The 12,410-nt window shown below is 71.3% G+C and carries 11 protein-coding genes; 9 read left to right on the forward strand and 2 right to left on the reverse strand.

Annotation, left to right across the window (positions count from 1 at the left end):
- Nucleotides 1-92: 92 nt before the first annotated feature.
- From ehuB to ehuA, 4 genes are all read left to right on the forward strand, one after another.
- On the forward strand, nucleotides 93-986 hold the full coding sequence (gene ehuB, locus QP089_RS40520) for an ectoine/hydroxyectoine ABC transporter substrate-binding protein EhuB (protein ID WP_285919482.1): 894 nt from the start codon (nucleotides 93-95) through the stop codon (nucleotides 984-986).
- Nucleotides 987-989: 3 nt separating this feature from the next.
- On the forward strand, nucleotides 990-1,706 hold the full coding sequence (gene ehuC, locus QP089_RS40525) for an ectoine/hydroxyectoine ABC transporter permease subunit EhuC (protein ID WP_285919484.1): 717 nt from the start codon (nucleotides 990-992) through the stop codon (nucleotides 1,704-1,706).
- On the forward strand, nucleotides 1,706-2,359 hold the full coding sequence (gene ehuD / locus QP089_RS40530) for an ectoine/hydroxyectoine ABC transporter permease subunit EhuD (RefSeq protein ID WP_285919486.1): 654 nt from the start codon (nucleotides 1,706-1,708) through the stop codon (nucleotides 2,357-2,359). Before ehuC ends, ehuD begins: the two co-directional genes overlap by 1 nt.
- 154 nt (nucleotides 2,360-2,513) lie before the next feature.
- A complete protein-coding gene (gene ehuA, locus QP089_RS40535; RefSeq protein WP_285919547.1) occupies nucleotides 2,514-3,296 on the forward strand; it encodes an ectoine/hydroxyectoine ABC transporter ATP-binding protein EhuA in 783 nt (260 codons plus the stop codon).
- A gap of 69 nt (nucleotides 3,297-3,365) precedes the next feature.
- On the opposite strand, the gene QP089_RS40540 is transcribed toward ehuA, so the two are convergent.
- On the reverse strand, nucleotides 3,366-4,010 hold the full coding sequence (locus QP089_RS40540; protein WP_285919488.1) for a TetR/AcrR family transcriptional regulator: 645 nt from the start codon (nucleotides 4,008-4,010) through the stop codon (nucleotides 3,366-3,368).
- A gap of 127 nt (nucleotides 4,011-4,137) precedes the next feature.
- Nucleotides 4,138-4,791, reverse strand: a complete 654-nt coding sequence (locus tag QP089_RS40545; RefSeq protein WP_285919490.1) for an HD domain-containing protein — start codon at nucleotides 4,789-4,791, stop codon at nucleotides 4,138-4,140.
- Between the two features lie 102 nt (nucleotides 4,792-4,893).
- Between QP089_RS40545 and QP089_RS40550 the strand changes: the two genes are divergently transcribed.
- From QP089_RS40550 to QP089_RS40570, 5 genes are all read left to right on the forward strand, one after another.
- Nucleotides 4,894-5,868: a GlxA family transcriptional regulator gene (locus tag QP089_RS40550; protein WP_285919491.1), complete on the forward strand. Its 975-nt coding sequence runs from the start codon at nucleotides 4,894-4,896 to the stop codon at nucleotides 5,866-5,868.
- Between the two features lie 76 nt (nucleotides 5,869-5,944).
- Complete coding sequence (locus tag QP089_RS40555; protein WP_285919493.1) at nucleotides 5,945-7,105, forward strand: thiolase family protein; 1,161 nt, start codon at nucleotides 5,945-5,947, stop codon at nucleotides 7,103-7,105.
- A 3-nt stretch (nucleotides 7,106-7,108) separates the two neighbouring features.
- Entirely contained in the window at nucleotides 7,109-7,504 is a 396-nt protein-coding gene (locus QP089_RS40560; RefSeq protein ID WP_285919494.1) for a Zn-ribbon domain-containing OB-fold protein, read from the forward strand.
- A 48-nt stretch (nucleotides 7,505-7,552) separates the two neighbouring features.
- On the forward strand, nucleotides 7,553-8,701 hold the full coding sequence (locus tag QP089_RS40565) for an NAD(P)H-dependent flavin oxidoreductase (protein ID WP_285919496.1): 1,149 nt from the start codon (nucleotides 7,553-7,555) through the stop codon (nucleotides 8,699-8,701).
- Nucleotides 8,702-9,230: 529 nt separating this feature from the next.
- On the forward strand, nucleotides 9,231-10,508 hold the full coding sequence (locus QP089_RS40570; protein WP_285919498.1) for an HNH endonuclease signature motif containing protein: 1,278 nt from the start codon (nucleotides 9,231-9,233) through the stop codon (nucleotides 10,506-10,508).
- Nucleotides 10,509-12,410 lie beyond the last annotated feature (1,902 nt).

Consider the following 12,410-nt stretch of genomic DNA (forward strand, 5'->3'; position numbering starts at 1 on the left):
AACCGGATATCCCCGACGACAGGTCCCGCGCCCGCGGAGGGCCTCACGGCCCCCGCGGGCGCGGGCCACCCCCATCCTGCAGGAGTTCAACGATGACTTCCTCGAGACGAGACTTCCTCCGCACCGCCGTTCTGCTGTCCGCCGCGGTCCCGCTGGCCGCGGCGGGCTGCTCCACGACGGATCCGGACAAGGAGGTCTCCGGCGGCGGCACCCTCGACAAGGCCAAGAAGGCCGGCAAGATCACCGTCGGGTTCGCCAACGAGGCCCCCTACGGCTACACCGACAAGGACGGCAAGCTGACCGGCGAGGCGCCCGAGCTGGCCCGGGTCATCTTCAAGAAGCTCGGCATCGACAAGGTCGAGGGCGTCCAGGTCGACTTCGGCGGCCTGATCGGCGGGCTCAACGCCAAGCGGTTCGACGCGATCGCCGCCGGCATGTTCATCACCCCCGAGCGGTGCGCGTCCGCGGCGTTCGCCAACCCCGAGTACGTCGCCAAGAGCGCGTTCATGGTGCCGAAGGGCAACCCGAAGAAGCTCACCGACCAGAACTCCCCCGCCAAGGCGGGCGTCACGGTCGGCGTGCTGACCGGCGCGGTCGAGCAGGGCTACGCCGAGAAGAGCGGGGTCAGCAAGAGCAAGATCAAGACGTTCGCGGACCAGGCGAGCGCCTTCGAGGGCCTGAAGGCCGGGCGCATCGACTGCATCTGGCTGACCCGCATCTCGCTGGCCGACCTGCTGTCCAAGCACCAGGACGGCAAGTACGAGGTGACCGACGCGTTCACGCCCGTCATCGGCGGCAAGGAGCAGCTCGGCGCCGGCGCGTTCGTGTTCCGCAAGGCCGACTCGGACCTGCTGAACGGCTGGAACACCCAGCTCGCCGCGCTGCAGAAGAGCAACCAGCTGCTGCCGGTCCTGCAGCCGTTCGGGTTCACCCAGGCGGAGATGCCGGGCCCGGCCGACACCGCCGCCAAGTTCTGCCAGGGCTGATCGGTGTCACAGGTCCTCGACGGCTATCACCAGTGGCTGGAGGGCGCGTGGCTGACCTTCCGGCTCACCGTGTTCGGCGGCGCGGTCGCCCTCGTGCTCGCCCTGGTCTTCGGCCTGGCGGGCACCGCGCGCAGCCCGTGGGTGCGCCTGCTGAACCGGGTGTACGTGGAGTTCTTCCGCGGCACGGCCACCCTCGTCCTGCTGTACTGGTTCTTCTACGCGCTGCCCCTCATCGGCCTGCGGTTCACCACGCTGTTCGCGGCGGTGCTCGCGCTCGGCATGAACGTCGGCGCGTACGGCGCCGAGGTGGTGCGCGGCTCGGTCAACGCGGTGCCCAAGGCGCAGTTCGAGGCGACGGTCGCGCTGAACTTCACGCCGTTCCAGCGGATGCGGCGCGTCCTGCTGCCGCAGGCGTTCGCGCTGATGCTGCCGCCGTTCGGCAACCTGCTCATCGAGCTGATGAAGGGCACCGCCATCGTCTCGCTCGTCGGGCTGGTCGACATCACGCGGGTGTCCAAGAACGTGCAGGGCAGCACCGGGCAGACCGTCTGGTCGTTCACCGTGGCGCTGGTGCTGTACTTCGTGATCGCGCAGGTGCTGCAGCTGTTCGTCCGCTACGCCGAGCGGCGGGTGGACCGGATGCTCGGCCGCCGTCCCTCCCGTGAGCCCAAGCTCGGCACGGTCGCGGCGGGCGCCCCCGGAGCGGGGGTGGCCGGCTGATGGACTGGGACTGGCACTACACCGGCGACATCATCCCCGACCTGCTGCACGGGCTGCGCTACACCGTCATCGCGACGCTGGCCGGCTACGTCATCGCGGTGCTGCTCGGCCTGGTGTGGGCGATGCTGCGCCGCACCCCGAACGCCGTCGTGAACCAGACGGTGCGGTGGGTCACCGAGTTCATCCGCTCGACGCCGCTGATCCCGCAGCTGTACTTCGTCTACTACGTGCTGCCGTCGTGGGGCCTGACCATCGGGTCGCTCACCGCCGGGATCATCACGCTCGGGCTGCACTACTCGACCTACACCGCCGAGGTGTACCGGGCGGGCATCTCCGACATCCCGCGCGGGCAGTGGGAGGCGTGCACCGCGCTGAACCTGCCGAAGTCGCGGGTGTGGCTGGACGTGATCCTTCCGCAGGCGATCCGCCGGGTGATCCCGACGCTGGGCAACTACCTGATCGCGATGTTCAAGGACTCGCCGCTGCTGCTGGCGATCAACGTCACCGAGCTGCTGCTGTCGGCGTACCAGGTCGGCTCGCGGAGCCTGCGGTTCCTGGAGCCGATCACGCTGGTGGGTCTGCTGTTCATCATCGTCAGCGTCATATCCTCGATTCTCGTCCGCCGCCTGGAGAGGCGCTATGCCACCAACTAACACTGACGGAGCCAGCCCGGGGGGAGCGGGGGGTCGTCCCTCCTCGGAGGGTGCCGGCACCGCACCGGAAGCCCCGACGCCCGAGGAGTCCACCGGCGTCCCCACCGAGAAGGAGGGCGTCCGGAAGAAGGACGGCGACGGCGCGGCGGCCGCACTGCCGCGCGGCGACGCGCCCGGCATCCGCTTCGAGAAGGTCGTCAAGCGGTTCGGCTCCAACGTCGTGCTGCGCGAGCTGGACTTCGCCGTGGAGCCCGGCGAGCGGGTGACGCTGATCGGGCCGAGCGGGTCGGGCAAGACCACGATCCTGCGGCTGCTGATGACACTGGAGAAGCTCGACGACGGGCTGATCTGGATCGGCGACGACACCCTCTGGCACATGGACAAGGGCGGCCGGCGCGTCCCGGCCAACCAGAAGCACCTGCACGAGATGCGCAAGCAGGTCGGCATGGTGTTCCAGCAGTTCAACCTGTTCCCCAACATGAACGTGCTGCGCAACCTCACCGAGGGGCCGGTGCGGGTGCTGGGGGTGTCCAAGGACGAGGCGGTCGAGCGCGCGCGCAGCCTGCTGGACCTGGTCGGGCTCGCCGACAAGGAGAACGCGCACCCCTCGCAGCTGTCCGGCGGGCAGCAGCAGCGGGTCGCGATCGCCCGGGCCCTGGCCATGCAGCCGCGGGTGCTGCTGCTGGACGAGGTGACCTCCGCGCTCGACCCCGAACTGGTCGTCGGCGTGCAGGACCTGCTGCGCGACATCGCCCGCGAGAGCGACCTGACGATGCTGTGCGTCACGCACGAGATGACCTTCGCCAAGGACATCTCCGACCGGGTGCTGATGTTCGACCAGGGCCAGATCGTCGAGGAGGGGCCGCCGGACCGGATCTTCGGCGAGCCGTCCGAGCAGCGCACCCGGGACTTCCTGCAGGCGGTGCTGGCCTCCTGACGGCGGCCCCGGCCCCGTTGATCGGCGCCCGCCCGCGTCCCCGTCGCCCCGGGGACGCGGGCGGGCGCGTCAGGGTTCCTCGGGCGGGCGGCGGGTGATCATCGGGGCGAGGTGGCGGCGGGCGTAGCGGCGGGCGCCCTCCTCGTCCTCCAGCGGGACGCGGCCGTCCGGCGCCAGCACGAACGACAGCACGATCCGGATCAGCGTCTCGGCGGTGACGTCGGCGTCCTCGGCGACGTCCGGGGCGACGCCGTCCGCGCCGCGCAGCACCCCGGCCAGGAACGTCCGCGCCGCCGCCAGGAACGGGCCGCTGTCGACGGTCAGGAACGGCAGCAGCGCGTCCGGCTCGGTCGCCATCAGCCGCTGGAACAGCCCGTGGCCGCGGGCGTGCCGCAGCGTCACCACGAACCCCTCGGCGACCCGGTCGGCGACGCCCGGCAGACCGTCCACGGCCTTGGTGAAGACCTCCAGGAAGCGCCGCACCTCCCGCAGCAGCACCGCCTCGACCAGCGCGTTCTTGGTGGCGAAGCGGCGGTAGACGGTGATGCGCGCGACCCCGGCGCGGCGCGCGACGTCCTCCATCGAGGTGCGGCGCAGCCCGAAGTCGGCGAACTGCGCCAGCGCGGCGTCCAGGATGCGCGCGCTGGTGGCGTCCGCGTCATGGTCGCGGGCGAGGACGCGGGCGAGCATGTTCTCCGGGGGAACGGCGGCCATCGCCCGCCAGGGTAACTGTGTTGACGCAACCCCGGCCCCAAGGCCCTCGCCTAGCGGCTGTGTCCTCGCAACCCCGGCCCCAAGGCCCTCGCCTAGCGGCTCGCGCCTCGACCGGGCTCGGGCTCGGTCAGGCGACGCCGGGCCAGGCCGCCGCCACGAGGTCCGTCCAGCGGGGTTCGGGAATGTCGGTGCCGGACTGGCGGGCCAGTTCGTACGGGAGCGAGCCCATCGGGGCCTTGGCCGGGTTCGCGGCGATCTGGCCGACGATGATCTCGGCGAGCCCGCAGCCCGGTTCGAGCCGGGGGAACGCGGCGTGCGCGCGCTCGGCGACGCCGCCGGGGAGCCGCGCCGTGCCCAGGCCGGCGATGTCGGCGCTGGTCCCGGCGTGGGTGAGGGCGATCTCCGGGCGCATGCGGTGGGCGATGCCCCGGCTGCTGTGCAGGGCGATGGCCTCCCAGACGACGCGGACGCGGTCGGCGCCGAGCCCGTTCCCGGTGAGGAATTCGGCCGCGAGGTCGGCGCCGTCCACCTCGAAGCGCTGGCCGCCATTTCCTCGCTCGGTCAGCCCGAGGTCGTGCAGGACGCTCGCCAGGAACAGCGCCTCGTCGTCGTAGTCGGCGCCGGGGCGCAGGCCCTTCGCCTCGCCGATGGCGCGGCCGAACAGGTAGGTGCGGACGCTGTGGTGGGCGAGCGCCGCCGTCCCGGTGGCGAAGACCAGGTCGTACGCCTTGCGGGTCAGGTCGGTGTCGGGCAGCGCGAACTCGGCGAAACGGTCGGACACGAAGGCTCCTTGGACGTGGTGCTCGGGAACGCCACCGATCGTCCGGCCCCGGGCGGTGTCCCGGCCAGTGTCTGGACTGCCGATGTGCGCTACATTCTGGCCATGCCCGAACCTCACGTCGTCGCGGTGCTCGCGCTGGACGGGGTCGTGCCGTTCGACCTGGCGACGCCCGGCCAGGTGTTCGGGACGACGACCGCGGCGGACGGCGTCCCGCTCTACGACGTCCGGGTCTGCACACCGCCCGGCGGCGCGCGCACCTCCGCCGCGCTCGGCCGGATGCGGGTGGAGGCCCCGTACGGCCCGGACGCTCTGGCGACGGCGGACACGATCGTCGTCCCCGGCCACGAGGGGGTCGCGGACGATCCGCCCGGCGAGGTCCTGGACGCGCTGCGGTCCGCGGCCGCGCGGGGCGCCCGGATCGCGTCCATCTGCGTCGGCGCGTTCGTCCTGGCCGCGGCGGGCCTGCTGGACGGGCACCGCGCGACGACGCACTGGCATTACGCGCGCGCTCTGGAGCGGCGGTATCCGCAGGTGGAGGTGGATCCGTCCGTCCTGTACGTCGACAACGGGCAGGTGCTCACGTCGGCGGGCGTCGCGGCGGGGATCGACCTGTGCCTGCACATCGTCCGCCGCGACCACGGCGCCGCGGTGGCCGCGCGGACCGCCCGCAAGATCATCATGCCGCCGCAGCGCGACGGCGGGCAGGCGCAGTTCATCCGGCACGACGAGCCGCCGGACGGCGGCGCGGCGCTGCAACCGACGCTGGCCTGGCTCGAGGCCAACCTGCACCGGCCGCTGACGCTGGAGGACATCGCGCGGCAGGCGTCCTGCAGCGTCCGGACGCTGACCCGCCGGTTCCGCGAGCAGGCGGGCACGACGCCGCAGCGGTGGCTGTCGCACGCGCGGGTCCGCCGGGCGCAGCAGCTGCTGGAGAGCACGGACCTGCCGGTGGAGCGGGTCGCGGCCGAGGCGGGGTTCGGGTCGCCGGTGACGATGCGCGCGCACTTCGCCCGCCGGCTCGGCGCGCCGCCGCTGGCCTACCGGGGCGCGTTCCGCGCGCGGGCCGCCGGGGACTGATCGTCCGCCCCGGCCCCTGGTGTACCGAATGCTGTTCGGTACCGTGGCGGTGACGATGCGGGGAGGGATGCGACGAATGAGCGCTGCGATCGCCGGGCTGGGAATGACCGAGCTCGGCAGGGTGTACGGGCGCAGCCCGCGGCGGCTGGCCGCCGACGCGGTGCGGCTCGCCGCGGCCGACGCCGGCCTCGGCCTGGCCGACCTGGACGGGCTGCTGGTCAGCCACGGCATGGGCGGCTCGCCCGGGATCGAGCTGGCCGACACGCTCGGCCTGCGGGACCTGCGGCTGCTGACCCAGATGAACGCCTTCGGCGCGACCGCCGGGGCGATGGTCGCGCACGCGGCGATGTCGGTGCTGAGCGGCGCCGCGACCACGGTCGCCTGCGTGTTCGCCGACGCGCCGCTCAAGCCGAAGCAGTCGGCGGGCTCGGCATACAACCGCAACGCCCGCGAATGGTACGGCTACGGCGGCATGACGGCGGCGCTCGGGCTGCGCAGCGTCAACTCGTTCTACGCCCTGGCGGCGCAGCGGCACATGTCCCGGTACGGGACGACCAGCGAGCAGCTCGGCGCGATCGCGGTGTCGACGCGGGAGTGGGCGACGCGCAACCCCCTCGCGCAGATGCGCGAGCCGATCACGCTCGCCGACCACCAGGCGTCGCGGTGGGTGTCGGAACCGCTGCACCTGCTGGACTGCTGCCTGGTCTCCAACGGCGCCATCGCGGTGATCGTGACGAGCGCCGACCGCGCCCGCGACCTCGCCCGGCCGCCCGTCCACCTGTGGGGCTGGGGCCAGGGCCACCCCGGGCACCGCAAGGAGCGCGGCAGCGACTTCGGCCTGACGACCGGCGCCGTCTCCTCGGGCGCGACCGCGATGAAGATGGCCGGGATCACCCCGTCCGACGTGGACGTGTGCGAGCTGTACGACTGCTACACCTACACCGTCCTGGTGTCGCTAGAGGACTACGGGTTCTGCGCCAAGGGCGAGGGCGGCGCGTTCGCCGCGTCCGGCACCCTCGGGCCCGGCGGGTCGCTGCCGACCAACACCGGCGGCGGGCAGCTGTCGGCGTACTACATGTGGGGCTTCACGCCGCTGTCGGAGGCCGTCATCCAGGCGCGCGGGGACGGCGGGGAGCGGCAGGCCCCGTCCAACGACGTCGTCCTCGTCAGCGGGAACGGCGGCATCCTCGACCACCACTCGACCCTGATCGTCAGCCCGCACCCGAAGGGAGCCTGAGCGATGGACATCGGCGTGCTGCGGCGCGACGGCCGCACCGACCCGTTCTTCGACGGCACCGCCGCCGGCAGGCTCGTCATCAAGCGCTGCGAGGCGTGCGACCGCTGGTACGCGCCGGACGCGGTCGGCTGCCCCGACTGCGGCGAGGAGGACCTGACCTGGGCGGACGCGAGCGGCGAGGCGACCCTCGTCACCTGGACCGTCACCCACGGGCGGCCCGCCGAGGACGGCACCGTCCCGCCGCCGGCGTACCTGGCGCTGGTCGAGCTGGCCGAGGGGCCGTGGATGTACGCGCGGCTGGACGGCGTCACCGATCCGCGCGAAGGACTGCCGCTGCGGGCCTCCTTCGAGCATCCGGACGAGGGCGAGTCGTACGTGCTGTTCCGCCCCGCCGGCTGACCGTCCGGGCCTGGACCGAATGACGTTCGGTCCGTTAGCGTCGGAGACATGAACACCGAGGTCTGCGCCACGTTCGGGATCGAGTTCCCGCTGTTCGCCTTCAGCCACTGCCGCGACGTCGTCGCCGCCGTCACCAACGCCGGCGGCTTCGGCGTCCTCGGCGCCGTCGCCTACACCCCCGACCGGCTGGAGGAGGAGCTGCGCTGGATCGACGACCACGTCGGCGGCCGCCCCTACGGCGTCGACGTGCTCGTCCCCGGCAAGATCGACGAGTCGGCCGAGCGGGCCGGACGCGGCGAGGGCGGCCTCGACACCATGCTCGCCGCGGTCCCGCAGGAGCACTGGGACTTCCTCATCGGGCTGTTCGCCAAGTACGACGTCCCGCTGCCCGACTTCGAGAAGGCCAAGAAGTCCAACGCGCGCGGCGGCACGCAGGTCACCAAGGAGGGCGCGACCGAGCTGATCGACGTGTCCCTCGCCCACCCGATCGGGCTCATCGCCAGCGCCCTCGGCACCCCGCCCCCGATCATGGTCGAGAAGGCCAAGTCCGCCGGGATCCCCGTCGCCGCGCTCGTCGGCACCTCCGAGCACGCCCGCCGCCAGGTCGCCGCCGGCGTCGACCTCGTCATCGCGCAGGGCGGCGAGGCCGGCGGGCACACCGGCGAGATCTCCACGATGGTCCTCGTCCCCGAGGTCGTCGACACCGTCGCGCCGGTGCCCGTCCTCGCCGCCGGCGGCATCGCCACCGGCCGCCAGATGGCCGCCGCCCTCGCCCTCGGCGCATCCGGCGTCTGGTGCGGCTCGGTCTGGCTCACCACCGAGGAGGCCGAGACGGCGCCCGCGGTCAAACAGAAGATGCTCGCCGCCACGTCCCGCGACACCGTCCGCTCCCGCTCCCGCACCGGCAAGCCCGCCCGCCAGCTCCGCTCCGCCTGGACCGACGAGTGGGAGGGCCCCGACAGCCCCGGTCCGCTCGGCATGCCGCTGCAGATGATCGTCGCCGAGGGCGCGATGCGGCAGATCAGCAAGGTCGCCGAGTCCGGCAACCCCGGCGCCCGCGCGCTCGCCAACTACTTCGTCGGCCAGTGCGTCGGCCTGATGAACACCGTCAAACCCGCCCGCCAGGTCGTCTACGACATGGTCGAAGAATTCGCCGACGCCGTCGAGCGCCTCAACACCATCACCTCGGCCGAATGACCGCTCCCACCACCGCGTGACGACTTTTCCGTTTCGGTGTCCGGATTGTTCTGGCTGCCTTTCGTGCACGCTTCCGGTACTGGCGCGCTGCTTATAGCCCGGAGGGGTTTGCCGGAGGATTTGTAAGCAGGGTATCGACGCGTCATGCATTACCCGAAAGGGTGTTTGGGGCAGAGGCGAGGGGTTGGCCGTGCGGTGGGGTGGCGCTGGCGTACGGGGCCGCCCCTCCAAAGTCAAGGGCGCCTTCGGCGTCGCTTCGCGATGGACTTCGTCCACCCTTGACTTCGGAGCCTCTGCGGCCCCTGAGGCAGCGCCAAAGGGGCAGGCTCCGCCTGCCCCGCCCGGGTCGCGCCACCCCACCGCCCCCATCCGTACGCGTGCCCAACAAACCACCCCAAAGGAACAATTCACCGCCCAGGCAAAGGCGGAGGAAGTCCGGACGCACTGAGCAATATTTTTCCACTGATCAGCAAGAAAGAAGCCCTCGTCTCGGCACGCAATTGTCGGTCACTTGGGGTACACTTTAGGTATGCAGTCAGTGACGGTCGACCTTGAGGGCGCGTCCACCATGGAATTGGTGAACGCGCTCTCGACGATCGCCACTGAACTCGCCCAGAGAGAGGCCCCTGAATCGGCGGCCGCGTGCCTGGAACTCACCGAAGACCTGGCCGCCGCCTGCGATATGCAAGAAAGCGCCCTGGCTGGATTCATCGGCCGTGTCGACGCCACCGGAGAGCAGCAGCGCTGGGGATACCCCTCCACCCGGGCATGGCTGCGGTCCCGGCTGGGGATGCGCGAGAACCGCGCCAAAGAACGCCTCACCCTCGCCCGGCAACGCCACCGCCTGCCGCAGGTGACCGAGCAACTGGCGGCCGGAGAGCTGTCCTACGGGTACGCCGCCACGGTCGCCGATTCAGTGGCGCGGCTGGACGACACCGACTGCGCCAAGGCCGAGAACAAGCTGCTGGAGATGGTCGACCAGGGGTTCTCGCCGGGGAAGATCGCGGTGTTCGGCCACCGGATCCGCGACGTCATCGCCGAACGCGACGACACCGAGACCGCCCCCGACGAGGACTCCCGTCGCGGCTACGCCAAGTCCTGGATCACCAGCACTGGTTCCCTGGACGGCGGCCGGTACATCAAGGGCTGGCTGAACGCCGAAGACGCCGCCATCTGGGACGGCACCCTGGCTCCGCTGGCCAAGCCGGCCGGACCAGACGATCACCGCGACGTCGCCGAACGAACAGCCGCAGCGCTGTCGAGTGTGCTGTCGGGCGGACACAAAGCCACCAAAGTCACCGTCATCTGCGACCTGGACACCCTCACCGGCGGCAACGCTCCGGGCCACCTCACCGACGGCACCCCGATCCCGGCCGAGCAGGTGCGCCGCATCGCCCTGGCAGCCGGAGTCTCCCCGCTGCTCCTCGGGCGTGGCCACACCCCGCTCTACCTCGGGTACCGGGAACGGTTCGCCACTCCGGCCCAACGCCGAGTGCTGGAAACCCTCTACCCCACCTGCGCGGTACGCGAGTGCGAGATCCCCGGGACGCTGTGCGAGGTCGACCACGTCCACGGCTGGGCCATCGGAAACTCCCCGACAGATATTGACCAGCTCACCCTCACCTGCGGATGGCACAACCGCTTCAAACACACCAGCCCACACCAGATCGGAATCACTAAAGATCCCGACGGGCGGTATGTGTACCGGCTGCTGCCACCACCCGACGCCAGATCAAGAACCCGGACCGGGAACGGGCCACCGGGCACACTCGGTCCACCCGATCCCGCCATCACCTGGGCCGCGTAACCCACCTCACCACGCAACCGGTTCGCCCGAATCCTCCGGGATTTCGGGCGAACCGGCATGCCCACATCACCCCCGGGTCTTCCATTGCTCTGTCAGTAGTGGCTGCGGCCAGCCGAACCTAGGCCCCTCGCCATTCCCTGTCGCGGTTCGCGGCGCCCCCCGTGCTGTACCGCCCCAGACTCCATTGCCTTCACTAGCGGCACAGGCACACTGCCCATGGCGCAGTTCCTCTTAACGGCAGGTCAGCCAGTCGTTGATAACGGCGATGTGGACGACAGCCTCCTACCGAGTGGCCACGGCACGGTGTCGTATCAGCCCATTGATGCCGCAGCCGACGGCGCGCCATCGCCCGGCGGTCAGACTCCACCGGCGGCTGTCCATCGTGGCTGCCCTGCCTCTTGCGGTTACAGGCCTGGGCGGCCTTGACCGCGATAGCGCAGCCGATCCCAGCGTCTACACAGGTAAGTCCGGTTGGCGCGGGAAACCGTGGCCTTGTTGACACGGACCCGGTCGGAACGGCTGCAAGGACGCCCCGTCCGATACTCGGGCACGCTGACGCGCTCCAGGACGGCAGGAGGCCGCAGGAGCGGCGCGCCCATCAGGTGCCTGCGTCTCTCATGAGCGCAGGGAGGAAGGCGATCCCGCCTCGACCTGCGCTGCACTGTCAGCGTGAGATCCGCGCCCCCAGCACGCTGGGTCTGCTCTCCGTCTCTGCCTCTTGGTCCTCTGGTTCGGGGGCGGTGGGGTGGCGCGACCCGGGCGGGGCAGGCGGAGCCTGCCCCTTTGGCGCTGCCTCAGGGGCCGCAGAGGCTCCAAAGTCAAGGGTGGACGAAGTCCATCGCGAAGCGACGCCGAAGGCGCCCTTGACTTTGGAGGGGCGGCCCCGTACGCCAGCGCCACCCCACCGCACGGCCAACCCAACACCCCAATAACGAACACCCATCTCCCCATCCAGGACGTCCCTGCACCGCCCATCTCCCTCCCGCGCTCCCCCGCTCGCCACCCACCGTCCGCCCCCCACCTCTCGATGCCAGCCCCTCTGGCCTCACTCCCGCCGACCAATCGCTACGCACCACCGCCAGCCGTCTCCCCACTCGTCGCCAGTCGCCTCCCGCCCAGCGCTAGCCGCTCGCCGCTGACCACTGACTCGCTGCCGCACCATTCGCTGCCGTTCGCCGACCGCCGCCCGCCTCTCACTCGTCTCACCTTGCCACCCGCTCCCGCCACCACTGCCATCCGCTACCCAGCCACCGCTGCCGTTGGGCATCGCCAACCTGGCCCCAGACTCGCTAGCCACCGAGCGCCGACTGACTTACCTCACTCACCGCCCGCCATCGCTGCCGCCAACCCTCCATTCACCCGCCGACCACTGGCCGTCTCTCACTCATCCATCTGCGATCACGACCCACCTTCGTTGTCCACCATTCGCTATCCACCGCTCGCCAACCGCCGTCCGCCACTCGCTACCAGTCGCTCCTCGCTCGGAGTAGTCCCTCGCCGCCTGGCGCCCTTAAGCGTCCTCAGGGAGCCTCTGGCGTGCTCGGGGCCAACCGCTCGCCGGTGACCGCCAGCCACTCGCTGCCCACCGTCCGCCGGCCGCCCTTTGTCAATCGCCCCCCCTGCTCACCCGTCTACCGCCCGAACGACGGATCCGGCAGGGCGGACGCCGAGACCGACGTCCGGCGCCGCGTCCAGCGCGTCGGCGCCGGCAGCGAGTGGTGACCGTGGAGACGGAGACGACGGCCCGGACGTCGGCGGTGCCGAGAGCGACGTCGAGCGGCGCGTCCGGTACATGGGCACGGGCGGCGACGACCACGTCGGACGTGCCGCCGGTGCTGCCGGGCACCGCCAGCCGGGCCCCAGGTGCGTTCGCCACCGAGCACCGGTCGCTTTACCTGGCTT

Origin of the sequence: Actinomadura opuntiae, from assembly GCF_030283205.1 — a bacterium.
Taxonomy (GTDB): domain Bacteria; phylum Actinomycetota; class Actinomycetes; order Streptosporangiales; family Streptosporangiaceae; genus Spirillospora.